Genomic DNA, 23,211 nt, shown 5'->3' with positions numbered 1-23,211 from the left:
CCTAATGATTATTAGTCCACCCATTCTAAAGAAAAGAACCACCACGGAAACAGATGCGGCCTGGATAAACCGGGTAATGACTTCTGACGCAAGTCGTAGTTTTCCTGTGAGTTCAGTGGATTCCTGGCATGGTGGTATTCACATCATGCATACAGATAAAAATAGTAAAAACGACAAAGTGCGTGCAATTGCGAATGGCACTATTCATTCATTCAGAGCTCCGTCTGGATACGTTAAAAGAGATTTACCTCCACTTAATATCAATGTCGCCCCGTTGAAAGGTAGCGATGATGGTTATGTGTTGTTGAAACATGAGACAGAGATCGGTAGCGGATTAAACGGGAAGGTTGTTTTTTACTCACTGTATATGCACCTAAAGTTTTTGGAGCCCACTATTAAAACTGGGGGGAATATCCATCGTAAAGATGCATTGGGCTCTTTGGGGATGGTCGACGGTGTGAATGCCTTTCATATGCAAATATATTGTGAAGATTCGGAAATAGAGAAAATTGTTGGAAGAATTCAGCCATTGTTAGATACAACTAAAGATGGAAGGAGTGATGTTGTTTTCGGCGATGTTCATTTTTATATCCCTGTAGGATGCTCTTTTTACAAAGGCCAGAAAATAGATGGTCGAACAATAATTAATCAATCAAGTACTATTTATACGAGTGAAGAGGAGTTGTTTGTAACTGTTAAGATTGATGGGAATACTCGGACCGTCACAACGCGTCAGAAAAATTATCTCAGAGGAAATTTTGAGGTTATAGGTGAAGAAGTCGGTGATGAAAATGATATAAATGAGATAAATATGTATGAACGAGCCCTTTCTGACTATCCTGAGTCAATATCCACTGGATATGAACTGCTAAGGTTTGGGCGAATATTGAATCAGGAAAACACTAAGCTTAATCCTGATAGACATTATTGGTTAAACATTAAATACCCTGGCGGTAGTGGGTTTATTGATGTTTCGTCACCTGAAATCAAGAAGTATAGCGATGCAGACTTCCCGCACTGGATGGGATGGACTCTCGTTATGGATGATTCTGATATGAATAGTCAATGCAATTCAAATACTGTTTTAAGGACTAAAAAGGAAGAAAGAAGTCGATTAGTTTGCCGGTTTCCCTTTGAGTGGGATTCATCTACATTAGCTGATCGTTTAGGATGGCTTAAGGAAAAAAATGAAACTGTTGACCCGCCGATGAATGATGAAGCATGTGGGGTATTGATAAACCATGCAGCGGCTTTATGTATTAGTGGTGAAGTTCCGAAAAAACGAGTTTGGCATTTTGAACCATCAGCATTCATTTCTGCTTTTAGAAAATGTAATTGGTACTCAAAAGATGAGTTTGCAGAAATCTATCCCGACAGTCTGTATCCTGTAAAATCATTAGAAAAACTTGGCACAACCCCAGAGCAGATCCGAGAGAAGTACAGAGAGATTATAAATAACTGTCTTGAAAAATACTTTATTATAACGCCAACCAGAAAATCACACTTCTTCGGGCAAGGTGCAATTGAGTCTGGTATGCTTTCCCTAATGATTGAAGGTTCTGCAAATTTTGCAAAAAATCCGTCGCACTTAAGTTTTTCTTCAGAGGATAATGGTTATTATAATCCTGCGACTGGTGGTTATCTTGATTATTTAAATGGCCGGCTAGGAAATATAGAAAATGGAGATGGGCCAAAATTTAGAGGCCGGGGTATGAAACAGTTGACTGGCAGGGAAAACTATAGCAAATATTGGGGGTATAGAGGATGGATTGAATTGGATAAATTTCCGATGAGCTACAAAGGATTTAAACATCAATGGTGGAATCCAGTGAATTTATCTAAAGCGCCGGTTATTTTAGAACCGCAACTTCTTTCAACTGTTCCTTATAATTGTATCGATGCAGGATGTTGGTATTGGATTGCAGGATCACGTGCAACAGGGTTTAGACCAATAAATGTGAAGATAAAAGAGTTAGACGTTTCCTTAAATCATTCCAGATCTATAACTTATTCTATCAATGGTGGTTATAATGCAGCAGATCTCCGTTGGATACAAACTAGTAGAATCGCATTCATTCTAATGGACTAATCAATGTATAAAATCACAACAGCAATTATATTAATTTTTATTTCACTGTATTCAAATTCAATGGAACTTAAGTTGGAGAATCAGAATTCAATATCGATAAATAAAGATGGGGTGTCGAGAGTGATCACCGTAGATACCATGATTAATGGATATAATGTTAATTGTAATGGCTCTAAGATTGTTATATGGGGAAAGCCAACGAAAATAAATGAGGGTAACCCACAAGATACGAACGTTATATTAATAGAACTGAGCCATAACCATAAGGAATTTCAGAAAGGCATTAGTGAAGGGATTTTTGATGTTGAGTATCTAAAATTAAGTAACTATGCTTACATTGGTAGCAGTCAAGGGGTTTTAATGAATCTCTCTAACGGAAAATTGAAAGGAACTGATGTTGATTTTGATCCAGCAAATGATAGTAATTTTGAATCGTGTAATAAAAACAAATCGTGGTATTTCAATAGATATCCTTAGTTCGTTCTTTGGGTTATTTAGGTAATGTTTTGTATTCGCAGGAGAATATTTAAAATAAGTTACATATATATCTATGATGTAATAAATAATGGGTTTCATGCGGTATTTTATATAAGAATGAAAATTCAATTGAGTTGAATATTATTGCTTTGAAAGGGATGTTAAGAGTAGTAATTTAAAATTTGTGTCTTACACAAATTTTGATTCTCAGGTTCGCCATCTGCTTAAGCAATTGAGTCAGCTCCTGCTGGTGATTACCAGACGCGAGCGGGATAGAAGAGCAATCGAGTAAGCCTGAAGATTTCCCAAACCTGGCAACAGAAACTGATGCGGCATGGATGAGTCGGACGAATGCCGTGGCTTTCCGATCAACGCTGCAGGTTCATGGCATGGTGGAATGTCACTGCTATTTTTGAGCTTAATGAGTTGCATACCAGTACTGTTCCTTTATCTGTCAGCATGACTCTTGCTAAAGGGAGTTGCACCATGGTGACGAGGCAGGAGGATGCGGGGACGGGAGGAAAGTTTAGTATGGTTGGTAAAGGCCTGATTGATATGGATAAAAAAGAATATGAATATAACCTTTACAAACCGCGAAGTCTCATTATTAAGCATCATGGTCTCGATGATATTAGATGGCCCTGCTTTGAACATGCTCTTTATGTACTCAATGATGAAATATTGATAAATGACAATTTAAACCATTAAATTCAAGGGGGCGTCGAGTGAGGAATAACTACTTATTAGTAATGTTTTCTTTGTTATTGATGTCTATTGTTCGTGAAAAATAAATAAAATTTTGTGAAACTATAATATTCGATAGTAGCGCATTTGATTCTCCAATAATTGAAAATGCTTTTAGAAAAACAGGTTGTCGTGACAATCCAACTCCGATTTATTATAAATGAGTTAGAAAGTGTTTTAATTTAACATCAGCAGCTTATGCTACAGGTAGAGTCAGTTATTTAGTGTAGGATAAAAAAGTAGAACGTGTCATTATGATAAATATGAGTTAATGAGAATGATTTCCGCTGTTATTGATGGAGATTATAAGTATAAATGTGTTGGCAAGTTAACGCCGGGTGTGAAAATATTTTTCCTTCCCAAATCTCTCGGGGGTGTTGTTATTTTTTATATCACCTTTAAAGGTAAAGGAGGAGGAGGTGTTGCTATTGTAAAAGACGATTTTTTATTCTCATAATAATTATGCTGCCGTTTATGGTTCCAGCCTGTACTGTTCTCACAGAAAGATAAAATTAGTTTCTTGAATGAAATTAATACATTATTTAATTCTATGGTAATAGATTGGAAGTGATTGGATTGCAGTAAGTTCTGAAAACATTAGAAATACTAACCATCTGCTTTTTTTAAATGTCGCAGCATTTCGCTATGCGACTTTAGTTATTTATAAAGCATTTTCTGGCTGAGTGTTTATATGAAGAATCCAAAGCATTCACTAAAAAAAATCCCACCCATATCACCACGTCCACAACCCATTGCATTTGTGCGCTGGCTTACCTTGCTGGCTGTTCTTCTGGCACTGAGTGCAATTATAACCTGGTTATCAGGCCAGTCCATTGAGGGACATATTCTCTGGTGGCTTGCAATCGGCGGCGGTGTAACGATCTGGCTGGTGATTTTCATTAGCTATCTACTTGCCTGGCTGGCAAGACACATTATTGCCAATGGGCAGGATAATCAGCGCGAGAAGTGGCTGCTGCAGGAAACTCAAAAAAGCCGCCGGGTGCTGCAAATTCTGGCGGCAGAGTACCTTACCTGCCATTCGCCGGATATCGCGCATCCCACGCCGCTGGAAGCCATCATGGCGAACACCCCGGCCAGACGCGCGCAAAATGACAGAAAGGGAAACGGCTGTGTTAATCACAGCCAGATCGCCACACAGGTGTTCGATGAACCGTACACGGTAATGTGCCATACCATTAACCACCTGCTTCCTTCCGTCATCGCACAGCTCGAAAAGCTGGGTGCGAAGAAAACGATAAAAATAGCGCTGAACATTTCCTCATCGCTCAGCATCAGTGAAGTAAAAATAGAAATAACCAATGCCCTTCGCGAAGCCGAAATAACCCATCCAGTTGAGTTTATTACCGGAGAAGGCGTTGCTTTTATTAACCAGTGGCTGGATGAGCGAATCGCCGATGACGCGCTGCTTCTTGTTATCGCGATCCAGATTGCTCCACTAGTGACAAAAAACTCTGCTGAAGCAGGCGTTGTGCTGCTTCTGGGCAACCGGTTGACACAACATAAGCTCCGCCCTGCCGGGCTGCTGCATCGCCCCGATCAGGATAGTGAAAACGATCTCGCCGCTTGCCTGAAACAGGCGGCGGATAATGTCCCGCTAAAAAGTGGCCTTGTGCAGCATCTCTGGATTTCTGGGGTAACGGAGGAACAATACCTCTCTACTTTCAGCATTGTGAAGGCTTTTCCGGTTGAAGCCGTGGAAACGGAAAACATAATCACGCCGGATATTTCAATTGGCCATGCCGGTGCCGCCGCGCCCTGGCTGGCGATTGCCGCGGCTTTCCAGGCCGCATCACTGACCCAACTTCCCCAGATGATTATTACCGGGAACAATTCAACGGATGAAATGTGGAGCATGGCGGTTTCACCCGTTATGCCACCGTAGGAGAGGGATACTTGAAACGCTTCTTATCAAAATTAATGCCCAAATCAGCCGAGTTCTGGTTTGGGCTGATCATGTTACTGCTGTCTGCACTGGCGTTGCTGGCGTGGTTTGTGTGCTGGAAGCATCCCGACAGCGTCGGATTAATCAGTGAAAGCACCTTACAGCAGCGCTGGATGGCAGCTACGTTAACCGTCGCCGTTATATTCTCCATTATTGCTGTGGCGGGTGTTCTGTTGATGCGGCAGGTCGGTAAAACCGGCTTTGATGTACAACTCAAAGGCGCTGGCGGCGATGATATTCCCGCTCCGAGGAAATACATTGCCTCGCAGTCTCTCACTCAGACGCTGTCGCAGGAGCTTAAACGGCACCTGCACAGTCGCTATCGAACCTTCTGGCGCGGTAAGGTGCGCCTGCTGTTGGTAACCGGTGAAGACTCTGCCATCGATGTGTTGGTTCCCAACTTATCGAGTCAGCAATGGCTGGAAGGCAACCGCACCGTGCTGATTTACGGTGGTAGCCTGAACAGCGAACCGGATGCAGAAATACTCGCAGCGTTACGCAAACTACGCCATAACCGCCCGCTGGACGGTATTGTTCATTTGTTAAAACCGCATGAAGAACTTATTTCAAAGCAAAGTGATACTTACCGACGCTCGCTGGAGAAAATCAGCGCTACCCTGCGCTGGCAGGCACCGATCTGGCTGTGGCAGATCGGTCACAGTGCGTGGTCGCAGGATGGACGTGAACAATACGCGCCGGGGCTGACCTTCAGCGCCCGCGCGGTTCCTGATGACGTTCGCGTACAGATAGAAAACCTCATTCCGTTGCTGCGCGAGCAGGGTATGACGCAGATTTCACAACATGCCAGCCATGACTGGTTGCTCCGCTTGTCCAGGGAGCTTGCTGAGCAAAGCCAGCAATGGCAGCAGTGGCTGGCTCCGTGGTTCGATTTTCAGCGCAAAATACCGCTACGCGGGCTGATATTCAGCCTGCCGGAAGCGGCTGCCTCAGCGACCGGAGTGCATCCTCATGCGATAAGCAACAGCACTATGTGGCAGAGCATCAGCCAGGACAAAATGCGTGGCAGAAGCACAGGCTTACCTTGGGAGCGGGTGCTGGCGTGGTCGCTGATGGGGCTGATGCTGTTGTGGTATAGCGGCATGATGGTGTCGTTTGGCATCAGCCGCTATCAGATTTTGAGCGCAGCGGATAAAGCGCAGACACTGATGAACAATCCAGCTGTTAATGATGCGCAGCTAATCGCGCTTCACAGCCTGCGCAACGATCTCGGTCTGCAGCAACACTGGCTGGCGCATCGCTCACCTTGGTATCAGCGGTTTGGTCTGAGCCACACGCAGGAACTGCATACCGCGCTGTTACCATGGTATGCCGCGGCGGAGAATCGCTTGATCCGCGAGGCGGCCCGTACAGCACTGGAAGCGAAGCTGACGCGCCTGGCCGATTTACCACCCGGCAGCCCGCTGCGCGCGGCACTGGCGCTGCCGGGTTACGACCAGCTTAAAGCCTGGCTGATGATGTCACGTCCGAATCGTGCAGAGTCCGATTTCTTTGTGCAGATCATGAAGGCCGTTCAGCCAGAGCGTAAAGGCATTTCAACGGCACTATGGCAGAGCCTGTCGCCGGATCTGTGGGCCTTTTATGCCGCGAATCTGCCGCAGCAGCCGCAGTGGCAGATCAAGCCAGATTTGTCGTTGCTGGGGCAGGTTCGTCTGGTACTGCTGCAACAGATTGGTCAGCGTAATGCTGAAAGCACGCTATACCAAAATGTCCTGCAGGCGGTGCGTCGCAACTACGCCGACGTTTCGTTGGAAGACATGGCGCCGGGCACCGACCCGATCCGCCTGTTTACCAGCGATCAAACGGTGCCAGGCATGTTTACCCGTCAGGCTTGGGAAGGCGGTATGCGTCAGGAAATTGAGAAGGCGGCGAGTGCGCGACGTGACCAGATTGACTGGGTGTTGAGCGATAGCCGCCGCAGCGCGGTTTCGCAGGACATCTCGCCGGAAGCGCTGGCGGCGCGGCTGACGCAGCGCTACTTCACTGATTTTGCCGCCAGCTGGCTAAACTTCCTCAACAGCCTGCGCCTCAATCCGGCCAATAATATTGCTGACGTCATCGACCAGCTGACGCTGCTCAGCGATGTGCGCCAGTCGCCGCTAATTGCCCTGATGAACACGGTGGCGTGGCAGGGACAGACCGGGCAGAAGCGCGCGGCGCTGTCGGACAAGCTGATTAACTCGGCAAAAGATCTCATCAGCCAGAAAGAGAAACCAGCGATTGATCAACAGGTCATCGGGCCGGAAGGTCCGCTGGATGCGACTTTTGGCCCCCTGCTGGCGCTGATGGGCAAAAGCAGCGGCGCACAGCTGATGGCCGCCGACAGCACGCTGAGCCTGCAAACCTACCTGACGCGCATCACTCGTGTGCGCCTGCGCCTGCAACAGGTGGCTGCCGCACCGGATCCGCAGGAGATGCTGCAGAAGCTGGCGCAAACGGTGTTTCAGGGGAAAAGTGTCGATCTCACCGACACGCAGCAGTACGGCAGCCTGATGGCGGCGAGCCTCGGTGAAGAGTGGAGCGGATTTGGTCAGACGTTTTTTGTTCAGCCGCTGAACCAGTATGGGGTGTTAATCATTTCTGCACTGATCCGGGAACATGTGAATTCAGCGTCAGCCCTTGAGCGACGCGGCGTTGGCGGGATTTATGGATTTTGCACTAGCCCCAAAAAAATGACTGAAAAATGATTTTTTTGCGATCTATTTTGCATTGGAATGATTGTAGTTTGACTCAGTTTGAATAGTGTTTAAATGGATTTTGATAACTTACCGTTGCGGAATTTTTAAGCGGAGATCAGGCGGTAAACTATAATTTTGTTTGGAGCTGTTTCCCGATCTCTACCCTAGCTCACCTTTCGCTGTTCGTCATCTGCTGAACTGATATCCCTGTCGAATTTACTCCCTTCAGATGCCCCCTTTTTGGCTTCTATGTGAGCGTCAACAAGCGCAATGGCACGCTCCTTAAGTTCAGGAGGGAGAAGCATGAACGCCTCTTCAAGGCTCGCCTCATTGTCAGCAAGCTTTATAAGCCCACGAGCACCACCATTAATAATGATCTTGAGCAATGCTTCGGCCTCAGTTCTTCCCATGAATTCAAATGCCGCCATCCAAGTGGTGCGAAGTAGCTCGTCAGACTTACCTTCTCGTTGTGCTTCATTCATTGGGACAGCTTGTAAATTTTCCCCTGTAGCAAGCCAGTCCACAGATACCCCTTCCATACTAGCAATTTTTGTTGCCACATTGAGAGAGGGCTCCGTGCCTCTGCTCAAATAATTGTTTAATGTGGAGAACGACAGCCCCCAGTCTTGTGATGCTGCTCTAACACTCCGCTTTCCTATGAGCTTCCTGATCCTGTCAGCAATACTTTCTTTGCCTGTATCGCCAAAAGAAAATTCGCTTTCTTTTTTATGAGTCACTTTCCTTTCCTCTAACAGGTTGAATTTAAATAACAAAGTAACCCCTTGGTAAGATGATCCATATGCGGCAAAAGAAAATGAATTATTTTCTTTACTTATGTCTTATGTGGATCAATACTCTTATCCAGACGGATAAGCCGCTGGGGTTATCCGCACGGTTAACTATTTAGGATAATCGAAAGATGGAAAGAAAAGAAGTTATTGGCGCTGACTGGCACCGAATCGACATTGTGGCCGCTCTCCATAAGCAGGGAGTGACCATGCGGGGACTGTCTTCTCAGGCAGGTCTGGGGCCTGATACGCTTAAAAATGCACTTTATCGGTCATACCCAAAAGGTGAGCGAATTATTGCGTCTGCTCTCAATGTAGAACCGGCAAGGATCTGGCCAAGTCGTTATATGAGAAAGGCGTCGTAACATGTTTGCCACAGTGAATGAGATGATGGGCTTACCCGGTCTGCCTGGTACTGTTCAGGGGCTGCGATTCACTCTGAATAAGCGGGTTGAAGGTTGCCCTCAGTTGGTCCGTCGCCGTGAAGGAACCAAGGCTTTTGAGTACCACATCGACTGCCTGCCTGAAGCTGCGCGTGATGTTGTTAAGCAACGGTTTTATCGCGAGGTCGTCGGGACTGCGGATGTTAGTCAGGCTGCGCCCTCTGTCGGTGTGGTGGCTAAGGCTAAGCAGGAGCTGATCCTGATGCAGGAATGCCCTGCACTGGCGAAGCGTGAGGCCGATGGTCTGACTGCGCAGCAGCGCAACATTGCTGATTCCCGGTGTGTGCTGGTGATGGAGGTTGATCGCCTGCGTAGTCTGGAGGGAATTAAAGAAACGCGGTCTGGTGCTATTGCTTACATTTCTGAGCAGTCCCGGATTGGCTTTAAATCTGAGCGCCTGCGGGAGGCTGTTGATATGGCCAATGCGCGCAAGGGTAAACGTTCCGGCGTCAGCGTTCGTAGCCTGCAGGAGTGGTATTCCCTCTATCACTCAACTACAAACAGCCTTGAGCGTCTTGTTCTGCTGGCGCCAGGTCAGCCAAAAAAGCTGCAGCCCGATGAATGCGCCTGGTGGATTGCCTTCAAGGCTTATTACGGTACGCCAACGGGTGATTCCATCAAAGCCACCTGGCGTAAGTTCAAAAAATGGTGGGAAGAGCAGTATCACGATCAGCCAGCGGTGCTGGCCGCGATCCCCTCTTACGACGTTGTGCGACGTATGCTCAAAAAAGAGCCGCTTTATAAGCGCATGGAGGGCCGTGTGAGTGGTTCCGCTGCCAGAGCCTATGACGTTTACAGCAAGCGCGACTGGTCGGCCATGCCGGTTAATGGCGTGTGGATCTCCGATGGTAAGTCACTCGATATGAAGGTGCTCCATCCGGTTTATAACCGCCCGTTTACGCCGGAGCTGACGCTGGTTATTGATGGCCGGTCACGCGTAATAGTTGGCTGGAGTCTGTCGCTGTCGGAGAACCGCTATGCTGTTGCTGAGGCTCATCGCCACGGCATGGAGCAGTACGGAAAGCCGTTGTTTATATATTCCGACAATGGCGGCGGTGAAAAAAATAATATGCTTGATGCCGATATCACCGGGATATTTCCCCGTATGGGAATTAATCACATGACCGGTATTCCTGGTAATCCACAGGCACGCGGTATCATTGAACGGCTTAATGGCGTTGTGCCAATCGCCTTAGCCCGCCGGTTTTCCACTTACAACGGTCGCAACGTTGACCCTGAGCACCAGCGGGTCATGAGTAAAAAAATGGTCAGCCTGACCAACGCCCTGCGCCAGGGTAAAGAGCTGACCACCGACCAGAAACGCACGCTGGGGCTTATTCCAGACTGGCAGGCGCTGACGGCGGCTATACAGGAGGAGATTGACGCCTACAACACGTCCCATGAGCACAGCGCATTGCCTAAAGTGAACGGCAGATATATGTCTCCGCTGGCTTACCGCAAACACGTACTTGACACTGAGGGTGACGATATTGAGTACCTTACCGCCAGTGAGTTACACGATATGTTCCTGCCAGAGGAAATACGTACTGCGGCGCGGGGATGGGTTCAGCTCGGCACAAACTTTTACTTTGCCAAAGAGCTTATTGAGGTCGACCAGGAGAAAGTGCGCGTCGCCTTTAACCCACTTGATGCTAAAGAAGTTTATATCCGCAGGCAGGATGGCACGTATGTCTGTACGGCGATATGGAACGGTAACACCAATGCGCCAGTACCACTGACCAGGATGGAGAAAGCGCTTAACGAGCGCGCCCAGCGCCAGATTAAGCGTGGTCAGGCTGTTATCCAGGATGCAAAAGATTCTCTGCGCCCGGTTATCGAGCATCAGCCGGACATTGATTTTAATTTGTTCGCGGCTAAGCAGGTTAATCAGGAACCTGACAAAGTTTATTTATTCGAATCTGAGTTTCAGGACGATTTAAAGAAAGCCGGTAATCACCGCTAAGGTTATTTAAATGAACGTGAAAGAAAAATTAATCCAGTTGCTGGAGGGGTCTGGCTACACCCAAAAAAAGGTGGCCACCAAAACGGGGCTGAGCACAGCGGTTATTTCTCAGTACCTGAAAGGCACTTACAACGGCAACATCGGCAATGTTGAGACATCGCTGGCGGGTCTTATTAACCGCGAAGAGGAGCGCGCAAAGCGCCGTGAAGTGAAAGAAACCTATGTACCTACAAGGCTGGCCGGGCTGGCGACAGGGTTAATTGACAATACCCACATGGATGGCGATATCGGTGTTATCTATGGCCCAGCCGGTATGGGGAAAAGCATGGTGCTGAAGCAGTATGTTGCCCTCAACAAAGGGGCCATTCTGATTGAAGCCGATCCGGGCTATACCGCCAAGGTCTTGCTGCAGGAGTTATGCAGTCGTCTCGGTGTGAGAAAGACGGGTAACATTCACGATCTCAGTGAAGAATGCATTCAGGCGCTGACAGGCACGGGCTGGGTGTTGTTGATTGATGAGGCCGAGTTACTGCCCTATCGCGCACTTGAAGTGTTACGGCGTATCCATGACCGGTCAGGGGTGGCCATCGTACTGGCGGGGATGCCCCGCCTGCTGATTAACCTGAAAGGCTCTCGCGGTGAATTCGCCCAGCTCTACAGCCGGGTGGGCATGGCGCTGGACCTTGAAGCGCACAAGGTGAAAACCGAGGTCGACGATTTTAACGCCATTCTCGGTAGTCTCCTGCCAGTAGAAAGCAACGGCCACAGCGCCCTTACGGTGCCGGGTGTCGCAGAGGCATTCCTTAAATATTCAAAAGGCAACTATCGCCGCATGTTTAAGCTGGCACGGGGTGTCGTTCGCGCCAGCGGTATCAATAATCAGGGCGTCAGCGTGAAGTTAATTGAAAGTTATGCGCAGATGTTAATTCACTGAGTGTGATTTCATATATCGAATTTATTAATGCAAATACAAATATTAATTAAATAAGGGAAATAGTATGAACGAAAGAATTGTTATTCGTGGGCTTGTTATGTTTGGCAGCAGCGCCTGGTACTCTCCGCTATTGAGCAGTATCGATGGGCAACGGGTTGAAGTCATTAAGGACGGCCAATCTGACGATCATCTGCATGTGTTTTGGGGGGGCTGTCATTTCTGTATGGCTAACCGTTTAGACGATCATGCATATCGGTCACCGCTTAAGCCACGCGAAAAGGGCCAGATGGAGCGCATGGTGCTTAAGCGCGTCCGGCAGCCATTGCATTACCCGATGATGGATGATTTCCCGACGGTGAAAGTGGCTTTGCGGGCCGATGATGTGGTGCGCGCTATTCACGCGACGGAGCGCCGTTATCGCCAGTTGCGCCGCGCTTCTAAGCGCCATCGGGATGCTGATTTGAAGGCGGTACTCCTAAACCTCAGCCAGGCAATGGAACGGGTTTCCCGGCTGCTGGGCAAAGCGTCTCAGAACGGAGGGTTTTAATCATGGAAAAGCAGGTTATCAATTGCCGCCGTTCCCGCGCTAAAGCTGAAATCCATTCGCATGGTGGGCGTGTTACCGGGTGGCATAAAGTTTTGCCAATAGTCTATGCCACTCACCCGTTTAGTGACGAACTGTGGCCAAGCGTTGAAATTATGGAAGTCTCAGGTGATACCCGCCAGTTTGTTCGGGTGTCGAGTATTGATGGTTGCAGGGTTATTTGGGGTTAATTATGACTGTTGAGTTGATTGTCAGAATTCATGATGTTGGCGAAAAAACCGAAATAAATATAGTGAGTATCGGGGCCAATAGTGGGTCAGATAATGAAGTTATACACGGGGTCTTTATCCGTAATGCCATAAAGAAGGCTCTGGTTGATATGGGGCGGTCTACGCCCGGCTGTAACTGCCCGGCATGTCACGCAAATCGGCAACGTGAGGTCAATGATGGGTGTCCGAATATACATTGACGTTGATTGCGGAGAGTCTGCTTTTACTGTTTCACCGGAAATTAAGGTCAATCCCGATGACCATACTGTGTCTGAAATGAATATTGCCACCAGTACCGTTAATTATGCGGTGCAGTTGGCGGCGGAATTTAACCGGATACATTACAAAGCAAAGCTAATTAAAGAGGAAATTTATCATGTCAGCTAAACCAAAGCGTATTAAAGCTGCAGCGTCTGTTTATGTACCACAGTCTAAAGATGATGTTATCTGCGACATCCGCAAAATCGGCGATCTGAGTCGGGAGTTAGCCCGGACGGAGACGCAGATGAATGATGAGATTGGTGCCATAACTGACCGCTATGCGCCAGGCATTGAGGTTATCAAAAAGGACCTTGATTTACTTCAGAAAGGCGTCCAAAGCTGGTGTGAGGCCCATCGTGATGAGTTGACGAATAACGGCAAGACCAAGACGGCCAGTCTGGTCACAGGTGAGGTGCAGTGGCGTAATCGCCCGCCGTCAGTATCCATTCGGGGTGCAGACTCTGTTCTGGAAACGCTGATGCGCCTGGGCCTTGATCGCTTTATCCGGCGCAAAGAAGAAATTAACAAAGAGGCTATCCTCAACGAGCCTTTGGCGGTTCAGGGGGTGGCGGGTATTACGGTTAAATCAGGCATTGAAGACTTTGCCATTGTTCCTTTTGAGCAGGATGTTGGGGTGTGATATGCCCATGAATCCGGCCCGTGGGCGGTTAATGAATCAGTATGCGGCCTACGCCCTTGGGGCGGTTAAGGCTGAGCGGGAGTTACGCTACAGCGATGCCGCCGTCCTCTGGTTTAAGGCAATGCATGCGCCATGTTGTTCCAAGAATAGTGACTGGGCTGAAAAGCGTAACGAGTTTTGCGCAGCGGCGGTGAAGCGCACTCAGGGGAGGAAAAATGCACGCCAGCGAGTTTAATGGGCTTTATCAGCCTGGTAGTCACTTTATTTATCAGTCCTGCTCTGCCCTGCGTGGTGGTGTGCCAGTTCATACGGTAGACATCGCGCGCGATGTAAAGGGGGTAACGGTTGTTCAGATTAATGTGCAGCCTTATTTTACAAGTGTTGATTCATTAACGCCTGTCGAAATTAAGCCAGTCTGATTTAAAGCGAAATTAATCATCATTTAAATATGGCGTAAACCGTCAGGGGACTGCTTACGCCTGAACTTAAGGAATGAATTAATGAATATTCTTCTCGATTCAGTCTGCCCCTGCTGCGAGCGCACGGCAGTGCTGGAATTGAAAGCGGAGGCTGCGGCGCATGACCCGCAGCAGATCGACATTATCGTGCAATGCCATTTCTGTGGTGCAGTCCTCAATCAGTTTGTGGCGATTGATGAAATGGAGATGTGCGGTGGATAAAGACAAGTATCTCGCCAAAATCAAAAAGCTGATGCGGCTGGCCCGTGGAACGTCTAACCCGGCAGAAGCAGCCAGTGCAATGGCGAAAGTTCAGGCTTTCATGCGGGAATATGGCCTGAGCGAGGCCGACGTTGATTTATCGGAAGTTAAGGAGTGTTCCAGCGCCGGTGCGCCAAGTGATGCCGTCAAAGTTCCGGGCTGGGTTGCTGATTTATCAACGCTGGTCTGTCGGGCATTTGGCGTTAACTGCTATTTCACGCAGGTCTGGCGGTCTCATGCGTTTAAGCGTGTGGTGAAATTTTATGGTCCGGGTGAGCGGGCTGAAATTGCTGCCTATGCCTTTGATGTGCTTGGGCGGCAGTTGAGGCAGGCCCGCAAAGAATATCAGCATAAATACTGCAAACGCTGTAAGCGTGCCACGGCTGTTGCGCGTGCCGACCAGTTCTGTGAGGGCTGGGTATCGGGAGCATATTACGCTGTCCATAAGTTTGAGATCTCACCACAAGAACAGAGCCTCATGGAGCGTTATCACCTGCACCTCAGACAGGAGCGCGGTATGGGGGATATGGACACCCGTAAGGCGAAAGCATGCCGGGGGGATAACGATGCATCATGGGCTGGTTACGAGCAGGGGAAAAATGCCCGGCTTCACCACGGCGTTAATGGTGGCACCCAGGAGCCACTGGTCATCGGGAGGTAGCCATGTATCTGTGCGTTACTGGCTGTGAGCACATCGGGTACGGCGAGCGCCGGGTTTATCACCTCAATGATGGCAGTACGGTGGTTGAACGGCGTGATCTGCCAGCGGTGTCCCGCTGGCAGTGCTGGGATAATCACAATCACCGTGTTTATAAAAAATCGGATCAGACCGCGATGAAGCAGGCGGCAGAGCGGCATAAGAAGAGGTTTAAATTTGTATGAATACAGCAATTGATCGTCCGGCGGTGGTGTTTATTTCCGGGCCAATGACCGGTATTGAAGATTTTAACCGCCCCAAATTTAACCGTGAAGCGCAGAAACTTGAAGCTGCGGGCATAGTGGTACTGAATCCGGCGATACTCCCTGATGGCCTTACGCATGACCAGTATATGAAGTTGAGTCTCCAGATGCTGGCAACGGCGGACGTCATTTATCAGCTTGAGGGCTGGTCTGCCAGCAAAGGTGCGAGGGAGGAAGCTGTGCAGGCCAGACTGCTGGGATTACCTTTTTTCAGCGAAAACCTGAATGCGATGGGTGAATGTGCTCCGCATCAGCTGGAATTACCCAAAAAAGCACTGGCTTATCGCTGTGGTTTTTGTCTGAGAGCAGTCCCGGCCATTAATGGACGGATGATAATCGGGCAGACCAGCAACATCTGTCAGGGCTGCGTGGACCTCTGTAATGGCGTGATTGCTGACGGAGACAAAAAGAAATGAGCAAAATGACGTTTGTGGTTAATTTCCCTGATGGTCAGGAGCCTGCAGTCAGTGCCGGTACAGACATTCTTGGTGGTCAGCTGATAAGTGTTGCCTTCAGTGACCTTAACGAGCGGTGGGCGTGGCGGGATGCCACCCAGGAGCCGCCTTATCATACACCGTTACTGGTCCAGTTGACTGATGGCGCGATAATTATCAGTAGCTGCAGTGAGCATTCTGGCTGGTACGACGATGACGACGATGTACATATTGCTGGCTGGATGCCCCTGCCTGAGTACATGGAGGGCCTGGACGATGAACAGTTTTAACTGGGTCGAAGGTAATGGCGATATCCCTGACGAGGTGCTGGATTCAGCTTATGAAACCGGCGCAGGCAAAGCGATTTGCGCCGTGTGTGAAGTCAGTGATGAGCTTGTGCGTCAGGGCTGGCCCCGGCTGACGTGGGCGTTTGTTGATGTGCCAATCCGCACGATGATCTGCCGTAGTACCCGACAGAATATTTCACAGTATGTTGTTCGTTGGTTGCCTGTTGATGGGGCAGTATTTAAGGAACCAAATTAAAGGATAAAATTATGTATTGTAGGAAAATAACTTTGGTAACTATGACGTTACTTTTTGGCATGACGCTCGCAGCCAATGCTTACGCTAAGTGGATGACTGAGTTTGAGGATGACATTTTCAACGATGCAAAGAAAGTGGTAATGGTTGGCGAAGTTGAAAAAGCTGGATTTTTAGCCTTCGAGTGTGAGAACAACATTCTAACAGCTTCCTACATCGAAGCTGCGGATGTGTCACAAATTCAAGAAGGTATTTTTTCCGATATGTACATCAAAATTGATAATTCACCCCGTGTAAGGCTGAGTGGAGTATCCGTAATTCGGAATCAGAAGTCCTTTGCAATGCAAGGTGATGGCCCCACAGATTCAATTAAGATACTCATAAAAGAACTCCATAATGCCAAAGAGCGTTTTCTGTTCGGTTTTAAGACTGAACAAGGTGGCAAATTTAGTTCCAGTGGGGATGTGGATGGTTCAACTGGTGCTGTTGAAAAATTTGTAAAGGCGTGCAGTGTTGATATCCCCTTGAGTACCGTTGCTGTTAATTGACAATTCTCCTTGGCTGTGATCCAATGCTCTTACGCAAATAGCGTATACAAGCATTTTTCAGCCTTTAGAGGCCCCTCCATGAGGGGCCTTTTTTGTTTTCAGGCTCTCTGTTTTTTTTGCCTTTCGTTTTATTTTGAGGTGCAGCGATGAAATGTAACCTTATTCGCATTGTGCATACCGGTAAATCCCGCCTCGGCTGGGATGATGATACTTACCGCGATGTGCTGGCCCGGCTGACCGGTAAACGTTCAGCAAGTGACTGCTCGGCCACCGAGCTTGAAAAAGTTGTCACGTACATGCGCACAGTAGGCTTCGCGCCAACCGCGTCTTATGGTCGACGTCCGCGCGTGGCGACGGGGCGTAAGGGAATGCTCAGCAAAATTGAGGCCCTGCTGGCCGAAGCTGGCCGTCCGTGGGATTACCTGGACGGCATCGTGGAGCGCATGCTGGGCGAGAAAAAGCCCGTCGAGTGGCTGAATGACGATCAGGTGCGTAAGCTGATGCAGATGCTGATTGTTGACGCGAAGCGTCACGGGAGGCTGTAATATGCGTGAATTCAACCTCGAATCAATGGAAGACCTGCTGCCGGAAACGGCGCGCACGATTGCCAGCCTGATCGGCTTTGAGGCTACGCAGGCGCTGGTTGAGCGTTTCGGGGGCGTCTGCTTTCCCCTCAGTCGTGGCGAGCGTGATCTGCGTGGTGCGGGAGAGCGCCGCCTGTCGATGCTGAGTGAGGTCATTGGCGAAGAGAACACCCGCAAGCTGGTGCAGCGTTTTGCGGGCGACAGCTCGCTGGAGATCCCCCGCTGTGCCAGGGCGCTGCGCGAGTGGCGCAACCGCTGTTTTTTTGCCGATGTGGATGCGCTGCTCGAAGAAGGCGAATCGCTCCGTATGGCGCTGACCCTGACAGCCCCGCGCTACGGGTTCGCTAATACCTGGGCATGGCACCTGATGGCTACCCGTCGCCAGCCGCAACCACAGCAGGCCCAGCGCTGCCTGTTCTGAGTCTGACTGCTTCACCCCTGCAACATCCTTTCGCCGCCTCTTTTCATCACAATCACCCTCACATCTTAGTGAGGGTTTTTCTATGTCTTCTTTTCAGTTCAGTCAGCGCAGCGAACGTAACCTGCAGGGCGTTAACCCTGACCTTGTAAAACTCGTTCGTCATGCGCTCAGCCTGACAACGGTTGATTTCGGCATTACGGAAGGTCTGCGTACTGTCGAGCGCGAGAAAGAAATGGTCGCCGGTGGTCACAGTCAGACCATGAACAGCCGTCACCTTACCGGGCACGCGGTTGATGTTGTTGCGTATGTCGGTAGTCAGGTGTCCTGGGAGTGGCCCCTGTATGAGCAGATCGCGTCAGCGTTTAAGCAGGCGTCGTCTGAGCTGGCCGTTCCCGTTGAATGGGGTGGCGACTGGACCACGCTCAAAGACGGCGCGCATTTCCAGTTACCTTTTGCGGAGTATCCGGCATGAAAACCTTCGTGGAGGAGGCCTGGTTGTTGTTAAGCCTGAACGGTCGCGATCGTCTCTTTATGGCGGTCGTCTTCCTCGCGTATTACCGCCTTAGCTGTGGCTTCGGGTGGGCCGCATCCGCTGCTGCATCTGTGGGCGTGGTTGCGTTCGAACTTACCCTGTCGGTGCTGGTGTCGCGTGCTCTGGCGAGGCGTGGACGCTGATGGTACGGGAAACGATGAGCGGGTTTATCAAACGTCTGCCGGAGCTGGTTTCCAACCGTCAGGGGCAGCTGTCCACCACTGACGCCACCACGCTGGTTGCGCTGTTCGTCAGTTCTCTGGCGCTGCTGATAACGGTCTGGCGCTGGGAGCATGAAATTGTGGAAGCGTTCGGTCTTTACCTCGGTGCGTGGGTGCTGCATGCCGGTGTCCAGAAATACCACGACCGCAAGGCTGGTGATGACGATGTGCCAGCCGGTACGCAGGGAGGTGAGCCTGATGGCCGTGGCGCTGATTAAGTGGTGTTTAAAGCGCCTTTTACCCGGCGTGCTGGTCTGTGCCGTCCTCGGTGGCGGAGCCTGGTGGCTGCATCATCAGGGCTGGCAGGCCGGGTTTGCAGCGGCAAAAAGCGCCGGAGATATGGCGCTGGCCAGCGAAAAGACCGCGCATGCGGATGAACGCCAGAAAGCCAGCGAAGCCACAACGGCGGCGCTGCTGGCCGCAAAGCGCGTTGAGGCGGCTCAGCGTTCGCGGGCCGATGGTCTGGCTGCGCAGCTGAACGATAAAAATCATGAACTGGAGCGGGCACAGGCGCTGCTCCGTCTCGGTATCAGTAAGGCGATCAGTGATGACAACAGTGCGAATGGCAGTTGCGGTTTTAATGGTCTCGGTCCTCACGGGCTGCAGCTCTATGCGCGTGCCCTCGGTTACACCGGTGGTGGTGACGCCCGCACCGGTGATAAGTGAAGCGGTAAAGCCGCCCCGTTCGATGGTGACGGTGGGCGTGATGCCTCCGGCTCCTTCCGCTTATGCGGGAAAATCAGCGGGTCTGTCCCCGGATGCGCTGCTGCGGCACGCAACGGACTACGGTGCCTGGTGTCAGGCGAATGCGGCGAAGCTGAAGGCGCTGGAGGCGTTTTTCTGGCCGCAGGCAAAGGAGTAAGTATATGGAGCTTTTATCAATGGACACACTGCAGTCCCTGCTGTTCAGCCTGGTGGGGGCAGCCCTGACGTGGAGCGTTAAGCGCCTGTACGGGGCAATCGATGAACTGCGCCGGGACAATGCCCGCATCCGGGAGCTGTACCAGCTTAAATCGGATGCGGTGCGCGATCAGGCGCAGATCATGGCGATGCTCTCCGATATCAAGCGGTCAGTGGAGCGCGCAAATGAGCGCATGGATCGCCTGATTGAGAATCAGGGGGAGCGCTGATGAGCCGTTCGGGAAAGCAGCCTGACGCAGCGGTATTGCAGGCGCTGCGCGACATACAGGCCACGCTGAATGATATCGATGCGCGCCTCAGCATCATTGAGGATGCGGGTATGAAGCACGGCACCGTATCGGGGGCGCTCAGCGGAGCACTGTCCGGTGCAGTTGTCTCGGTCGGCATGGCGCTGGTTCGCGCCACGGCGGGGGTATAAATGGCCCATCCGCGTGAAACCCGCGAAGCCCTTCGCCGGGCCTATATCTTCAGCAATCAGGCGCTGGAGCTGCTGGCCGCGCAGCAGGGTGTGAGTTTTTCCACCGCGATGCGCTGGAAAAAACTGTCAGCCGATGAGGGCGACAGCTGGGACACGCTCCGGGCGGCTAACCAGCTGGCCAGCGGTGCACCGGAAGACGTAAGTCGCGCCATTCTTGCCGGTCTGATGGTGCAGGTGCAGACCACGCTGGAAAAACTCAATGGCGCGGAGGATATCCAGGCACAGGAGCGCGTGCAGTTGCTGTCGTCGCTCTCAGATGCCTACACCAAGGCGATAGCGGCCAGCAAGAAAGTGCTGCCGGAAACGGACCGGGTGGCCACGGCTATCAGTACCGTCAAAGCGCTGTCGCAGTTTATTCAGTCCCACTACCCGCAACACCTGGCGGCCTTTGTGGAAATTATTGAAGCCTTTACCCCGGAACTGGAGAAAACACATGCCCGGTAAGTTAATTGAGATTACGCCTGAAGTGAGCCTGAGAGCGACGCAGGTTGAGATGGCATTCATTGATTCAATGGGTGACGTGTTTGTGAAGTTGGTCAGCGGTGAAAGTCTCTCGGTCATCCCTTTGCCTGGCGAGACACCTGAGATGACGCGCAGACGCATTTTCCAGGCGGTCAACGAACGCGATGCATCGGGCGCAAGCCAGCTTGTAGAGGTCGGCAGCGGTTTATATCTCAGTCCGGCAGATGTTACAGGGGTTGTTGCGCAGCGTGAAAGCGTCTGCATTTATCTCGCGGGCAAGGGACATTATCTGATTACTTCCACTGAACCTGAACAGCTGGCGGCTGATATTGCTTCCCGTATCAATACCGCACTGCATACAGCGGCGCGCGGCCTGAATGCAATTTAAAGTCAGTTTGAGGTGATTTATGGAAAAGGACGTGACGGCAGAATGGGTCCAGCGTCAGGAAAGGGTTAACCGTCTTGTTGGGCTGTTCAGTGGGGAATTGGGTGAACACCGGATCGCTCCCAACGAATTTATGGACGATGTCTGGCTTGCTCTGCAGGTGATATACGGCCCTGGCTGGGCCGCAGAGCTTATGAGTCGCGCTAAGTCCGGTTGATAAGGGTTGATTCAACCATGTGGCTGATGTGCGTAAAAAGTGCCTGCATCTTCACAAGTTCCCCGTTCACTTTTTCGGTGTGGCCATTTGCGCTCATCCTGAGAAGGTGATCGACAGCCTGCTCTTTGATCAGGTTTGAAGGACAAACCTTCAGGAATATGTCAGTTGCCATTTTTGCCACTTCAATTTTCTGATCGATGGTGAGTTGTTCTTTTTGCTGTGTCATTAAAGCCTCTTTTTTACTGTGGATAATGGATTGCGCCCGTATCCTGGCATAAAGAGGCTTCTTTTTTAAGAGGCTGATATGTCGTCAAAAACCAGCCTGCGCGAGTTGCGTCAGGCTATGAGCGAACTGGCCGCAGGCCTTCGTCGTACTATCGAGGCAGAGTGCACCGGCTTCTCCACTGATGCCCGCGCGGTGATTGAGCGACGGGCGGCGGTCAGTGACCCCGTTGGCGGATACCGATATTTTGTACAGACCTACTTTCCCCACTATGTGCGCCACGCGGACCCCAGCGAGCTGCACGTTTACCTGTTCACCCGCCTGCCGCAGATTGTTGCCAGCCCGAAGGGCTGCAGTGACGCCATCGCGGCTCCTCGCGGGGAAGCCAAATCCACGCTGGTCAGCCAGCTGTTTGTGCTGTGGTGCATTATTCGCGGCATCAAGCATTACCCGGTTATCGTCATGGACTCCATTGACCAGGCCTATCCGATGCTTGAGGCCATTAAAGCGGAACTGGTCTACAACCCGCGCCTGCAGGCGGATTACCCGGAAGTCTGCGGTCAGGGACGCGTCTGGCAGATGGGCACCATCCTGACCCGTAACGACATCAAGGTGCAGGTCGCCGGTAGCGGTAAAAAGCTGCGCGGGCTGCGTCACGGCCCGTACCGCCCTGACCTGGTGGTGCTTGACGATATCGAGAACGACGAGAACGTGCGCAAGCCGGAGCAGCGCGACAAGCTGGAGGGCTGGCTGAAGAAAACCGTGCTGCCGCTCGGTCAGGCCGGGGGCAAGCTCGACGTGGTCTACATCGGCACCATCCTGCACTATGACTCGGTGCTGTCACGCACGCTGAATAACAAGCTGTGGCGCACCGCCCGCTTCAGGGCGATGCGACGCTGGCCGGACGACCGTAAATTGTGGGATGAGTGGGAAGGTCTGCTGCGCAATGAGGGCGAGGATACGGCCACGGCGTTCTATGAAGCGCACCGTGCTGAGATGGATGCCGGAGCAATTGTCTCCTGGACAGCCCGCCCACTGCTCACCCTGATGACCATTCGCGCCCGTGACGGTCACGGCACCTTTGATTCCGAATACCAGAACGATCCGGTCGCCGGTGACGATGCGCTGTTTGCTGGCAAGGATGAAAACGGTAACGACATTATCAAATTCTGGGTTCACCGCCTGCGCGAGTGGATCTTCTTCGGAACGGTGGATCCGAGCCTGGGCAAAGCCGGTGCCAGCCGTGACCCGTCTGCCATACTGGTGGGCGGCTATGACCGCCTGAATGGCGTGCTCGACGTGGTTGAGGCGCAGATACGCAAGCGCCTGCCGGATAAAATCATCAGCGACGTTATTGAGCTGCAGAAAATCTACAGCTGTCTGGTGTGGGGCGTCGAGTCGGTGCAGTTCCAGGAGTTCCTGCGCACCGAGCTGGTCAAGCGCGCGCAGCTTGAAGGGATACCGGTTCCGGCACGCGCGATCATCCCGCATGCGGATAAGCTCCTGCGCATTGAGTCGCTGCAGCCCCACATGGCTAACGGACGTATCCGCCTGCATGCCAGTCAGACCACGCTGCTGGAACAGCTTCGCCATTTCCCCAAAGCCGATCACGATGACGGCCCGGACGCCCTGCATATGCTGTGGACGCTCGCGGTGTCCAGTACACCTAAAATGGAGTTTTTTGGCATGAACAGTGAAATGAGTGCGCGGGCAGCGCGCGACTGGAAAACCCGTTATTCACGGGGAGGCTGGTAA

At 50.8% G+C, this 23,211-nt stretch carries 36 protein-coding genes; 34 read left to right on the top strand and 2 right to left on the bottom strand.

Going from position 1 to position 23,211, the window contains the following annotated elements:
* The first annotated feature begins 4 nt into the window (after positions 1–4).
* From NG99_RS04790 to NG99_RS04770, 6 genes are all read left to right on the top strand, one after another.
* Positions 5–2,089, top strand: a complete 2,085-nt coding sequence (locus tag NG99_RS04790; protein ID WP_034888931.1) for a kinase — start codon at positions 5–7, stop codon at positions 2,087–2,089.
* Positions 2,090–2,092: 3 nt separating this feature from the next.
* Positions 2,093–2,566, top strand: a complete 474-nt coding sequence (locus NG99_RS04785; RefSeq protein WP_034888930.1) for a hypothetical protein — start codon at positions 2,093–2,095, stop codon at positions 2,564–2,566.
* Between the two features lie 351 nt (positions 2,567–2,917).
* Positions 2,918–3,274: a hypothetical protein gene (locus tag NG99_RS29100; protein ID WP_157032553.1), complete on the top strand. Its 357-nt coding sequence runs from the start codon at positions 2,918–2,920 to the stop codon at positions 3,272–3,274.
* A 307-nt stretch (positions 3,275–3,581) separates the two neighbouring features.
* A complete protein-coding gene (locus NG99_RS29095; protein ID WP_157032552.1) occupies positions 3,582–3,767 on the top strand; it encodes a hypothetical protein in 186 nt (61 codons plus the stop codon).
* Positions 3,768–4,085: 318 nt separating this feature from the next.
* Positions 4,086–5,213, top strand: coding sequence for a hypothetical protein (locus NG99_RS04775; protein ID WP_052130555.1), 1,128 nt, complete (start codon positions 4,086–4,088; stop codon positions 5,211–5,213).
* Positions 5,214–5,224: 11 nt separating this feature from the next.
* On the top strand, positions 5,225–7,978 hold the full coding sequence (locus tag NG99_RS04770) for an ImcF-related family protein (RefSeq protein WP_408606388.1): 2,754 nt from the start codon (positions 5,225–5,227) through the stop codon (positions 7,976–7,978).
* 155 nt (positions 7,979–8,133) lie between these two features.
* Here the strand turns inward: NG99_RS04770 and NG99_RS04765 are convergent, their stop codons facing one another.
* Positions 8,134–8,706, bottom strand: a complete 573-nt coding sequence (locus NG99_RS04765) for a hypothetical protein (RefSeq protein WP_034888966.1) — start codon at positions 8,704–8,706, stop codon at positions 8,134–8,136.
* Between the two features lie 182 nt (positions 8,707–8,888).
* Here NG99_RS04765 and NG99_RS28000 point away from each other — a divergent pair, with 182 nt between their 5' ends.
* The 27 genes from NG99_RS28000 (at position 8,889) to NG99_RS04650 (ending at position 21,233) form a co-directional block, all read left to right on the top strand.
* A complete protein-coding gene (locus NG99_RS28000) occupies positions 8,889–9,122 on the top strand; it encodes a helix-turn-helix domain-containing protein (RefSeq protein ID WP_072017536.1) in 234 nt (77 codons plus the stop codon).
* A 1-nt stretch (position 9,123) separates the two neighbouring features.
* Positions 9,124–11,163, top strand: coding sequence for a Mu transposase C-terminal domain-containing protein (locus tag NG99_RS04760; protein ID WP_034888927.1), 2,040 nt, complete (start codon positions 9,124–9,126; stop codon positions 11,161–11,163).
* A gap of 10 nt (positions 11,164–11,173) precedes the next feature.
* A complete protein-coding gene (locus NG99_RS04755; protein WP_034888926.1) occupies positions 11,174–12,097 on the top strand; it encodes an AAA family ATPase in 924 nt (307 codons plus the stop codon).
* Between the two features lie 64 nt (positions 12,098–12,161).
* Entirely contained in the window at positions 12,162–12,644 is a 483-nt protein-coding gene (locus tag NG99_RS04750; RefSeq protein WP_034888924.1) for a hypothetical protein, read from the top strand.
* Positions 12,645–12,646: 2 nt separating this feature from the next.
* The gene (locus tag NG99_RS27995; protein ID WP_072017535.1) at positions 12,647–12,871 is read left to right on the top strand and encodes a hypothetical protein; all 225 of its coding nucleotides are present in this window, start codon (positions 12,647–12,649) and stop codon (positions 12,869–12,871) included.
* A 213-nt stretch (positions 12,872–13,084) separates the two neighbouring features.
* On the top strand, positions 13,085–13,297 hold the full coding sequence (locus tag NG99_RS29090; protein WP_157032551.1) for a hypothetical protein: 213 nt from the start codon (positions 13,085–13,087) through the stop codon (positions 13,295–13,297).
* Positions 13,287–13,811, top strand: a complete 525-nt coding sequence (locus tag NG99_RS04745) for a host-nuclease inhibitor Gam family protein (protein ID WP_034888922.1) — start codon at positions 13,287–13,289, stop codon at positions 13,809–13,811. Before NG99_RS29090 ends, NG99_RS04745 begins: the two co-directional genes overlap by 11 nt.
* On the top strand, positions 13,798–14,046 hold the full coding sequence (locus NG99_RS04740) for an ANR family transcriptional regulator (protein WP_332308331.1): 249 nt from the start codon (positions 13,798–13,800) through the stop codon (positions 14,044–14,046). The genes NG99_RS04745 and NG99_RS04740 overlap by 14 nt, the downstream gene beginning before the upstream one ends.
* Entirely contained in the window at positions 14,027–14,230 is a 204-nt protein-coding gene (locus NG99_RS27990) for a hypothetical protein (protein ID WP_072017534.1), read from the top strand. Before NG99_RS04740 ends, NG99_RS27990 begins: the two co-directional genes overlap by 20 nt.
* 81 nt (positions 14,231–14,311) lie before the next feature.
* A complete protein-coding gene (locus NG99_RS04735; protein WP_034888918.1) occupies positions 14,312–14,491 on the top strand; it encodes a hypothetical protein in 180 nt (59 codons plus the stop codon).
* Positions 14,484–15,191, top strand: coding sequence for a DUF2786 domain-containing protein (locus tag NG99_RS04730; RefSeq protein WP_232298170.1), 708 nt, complete (start codon positions 14,484–14,486; stop codon positions 15,189–15,191). The genes NG99_RS04735 and NG99_RS04730 overlap by 8 nt, the downstream gene beginning before the upstream one ends.
* A gap of 217 nt (positions 15,192–15,408) precedes the next feature.
* Complete coding sequence (locus NG99_RS27985; RefSeq protein WP_072017533.1) at positions 15,409–15,906, top strand: DUF4406 domain-containing protein; 498 nt, start codon at positions 15,409–15,411, stop codon at positions 15,904–15,906.
* The gene (locus NG99_RS04715) at positions 15,903–16,214 is read left to right on the top strand and encodes a hypothetical protein (RefSeq protein ID WP_034888912.1); all 312 of its coding nucleotides are present in this window, start codon (positions 15,903–15,905) and stop codon (positions 16,212–16,214) included. The genes NG99_RS27985 and NG99_RS04715 overlap by 4 nt, the downstream gene beginning before the upstream one ends.
* Positions 16,201–16,467, top strand: coding sequence for a hypothetical protein (locus NG99_RS04710; protein ID WP_034888910.1), 267 nt, complete (start codon positions 16,201–16,203; stop codon positions 16,465–16,467). The genes NG99_RS04715 and NG99_RS04710 overlap by 14 nt, the downstream gene beginning before the upstream one ends.
* Before the next feature lie 32 nt (positions 16,468–16,499).
* On the top strand, positions 16,500–17,012 hold the full coding sequence (locus NG99_RS04705) for a hypothetical protein (RefSeq protein ID WP_157032550.1): 513 nt from the start codon (positions 16,500–16,502) through the stop codon (positions 17,010–17,012).
* Between the two features lie 146 nt (positions 17,013–17,158).
* Positions 17,159–17,557 (top strand): gp16 family protein, encoded by a 399-nt coding sequence (locus NG99_RS04700; RefSeq protein WP_034888906.1) that lies wholly within the window; start codon positions 17,159–17,161, stop codon positions 17,555–17,557.
* Between the two features lies 1 nt (position 17,558).
* Positions 17,559–18,017, top strand: a complete 459-nt coding sequence (locus tag NG99_RS04695) for a hypothetical protein (RefSeq protein WP_034888904.1) — start codon at positions 17,559–17,561, stop codon at positions 18,015–18,017.
* Between the two features lie 82 nt (positions 18,018–18,099).
* Positions 18,100–18,489, top strand: coding sequence for a M15 family metallopeptidase (locus NG99_RS04690; protein WP_034888902.1), 390 nt, complete (start codon positions 18,100–18,102; stop codon positions 18,487–18,489).
* Positions 18,486–18,692 carry a hypothetical protein gene (locus tag NG99_RS04685; RefSeq protein WP_034888900.1) on the top strand — a complete coding sequence of 69 codons (207 nt, stop codon included), beginning with the start codon at positions 18,486–18,488 and terminating at the stop codon, positions 18,690–18,692. Before NG99_RS04690 ends, NG99_RS04685 begins: the two co-directional genes overlap by 4 nt.
* Positions 18,692–18,988: a hypothetical protein gene (locus NG99_RS04680; protein WP_034888898.1), complete on the top strand. Its 297-nt coding sequence runs from the start codon at positions 18,692–18,694 to the stop codon at positions 18,986–18,988. The genes NG99_RS04685 and NG99_RS04680 overlap by 1 nt, the downstream gene beginning before the upstream one ends.
* Positions 18,936–19,436, top strand: a complete 501-nt coding sequence (locus NG99_RS04675) for a hypothetical protein (RefSeq protein WP_232298169.1) — start codon at positions 18,936–18,938, stop codon at positions 19,434–19,436. The genes NG99_RS04680 and NG99_RS04675 overlap by 53 nt, the downstream gene beginning before the upstream one ends.
* The gene (locus NG99_RS29085) at positions 19,411–19,632 is read left to right on the top strand and encodes a hypothetical protein (protein WP_198138732.1); all 222 of its coding nucleotides are present in this window, start codon (positions 19,411–19,413) and stop codon (positions 19,630–19,632) included. The genes NG99_RS04675 and NG99_RS29085 overlap by 26 nt, the downstream gene beginning before the upstream one ends.
* A 19-nt stretch (positions 19,633–19,651) precedes the next feature.
* Positions 19,652–19,900, top strand: a complete 249-nt coding sequence (locus NG99_RS04670) for a hypothetical protein (protein ID WP_232298168.1) — start codon at positions 19,652–19,654, stop codon at positions 19,898–19,900.
* Complete coding sequence (locus NG99_RS04665) at positions 19,900–20,109, top strand: hypothetical protein (RefSeq protein ID WP_034888892.1); 210 nt, start codon at positions 19,900–19,902, stop codon at positions 20,107–20,109. Before NG99_RS04670 ends, NG99_RS04665 begins: the two co-directional genes overlap by 1 nt.
* Positions 20,110–20,613, top strand: a complete 504-nt coding sequence (locus NG99_RS04660; RefSeq protein WP_034888891.1) for a DUF1804 family protein — start codon at positions 20,110–20,112, stop codon at positions 20,611–20,613.
* Positions 20,603–21,019, top strand: coding sequence for a hypothetical protein (locus NG99_RS04655; RefSeq protein WP_034888889.1), 417 nt, complete (start codon positions 20,603–20,605; stop codon positions 21,017–21,019). The genes NG99_RS04660 and NG99_RS04655 overlap by 11 nt, the downstream gene beginning before the upstream one ends.
* Before the next feature lie 31 nt (positions 21,020–21,050).
* Positions 21,051–21,233, top strand: a complete 183-nt coding sequence (locus tag NG99_RS04650) for a hypothetical protein (protein WP_157032548.1) — start codon at positions 21,051–21,053, stop codon at positions 21,231–21,233.
* Here the strand turns inward: NG99_RS04650 and NG99_RS04645 are convergent.
* Positions 21,220–21,459 (bottom strand): hypothetical protein, encoded by a 240-nt coding sequence (locus NG99_RS04645; RefSeq protein ID WP_034888885.1) that lies wholly within the window; start codon positions 21,457–21,459, stop codon positions 21,220–21,222. The two genes, NG99_RS04650 and NG99_RS04645, sit on opposite strands and share 14 nt — an antisense overlap.
* 78 nt (positions 21,460–21,537) lie before the next feature.
* Between NG99_RS04645 and terL the strand changes: the two genes are divergently transcribed.
* Positions 21,538–23,211, top strand: coding sequence for a phage terminase large subunit (terL, locus tag NG99_RS04640; protein WP_034888883.1), 1,674 nt, complete (start codon positions 21,538–21,540; stop codon positions 23,209–23,211).

This window comes from Erwinia typographi (genome assembly GCF_000773975.1).
Classification (GTDB): Bacteria; Pseudomonadota; Gammaproteobacteria; order Enterobacterales; family Enterobacteriaceae; genus Erwinia; species Erwinia typographi.
Note: the sequence above shows the minus strand (reverse complement) of the source record. Positions and strands in the feature narration are given on the sequence as shown.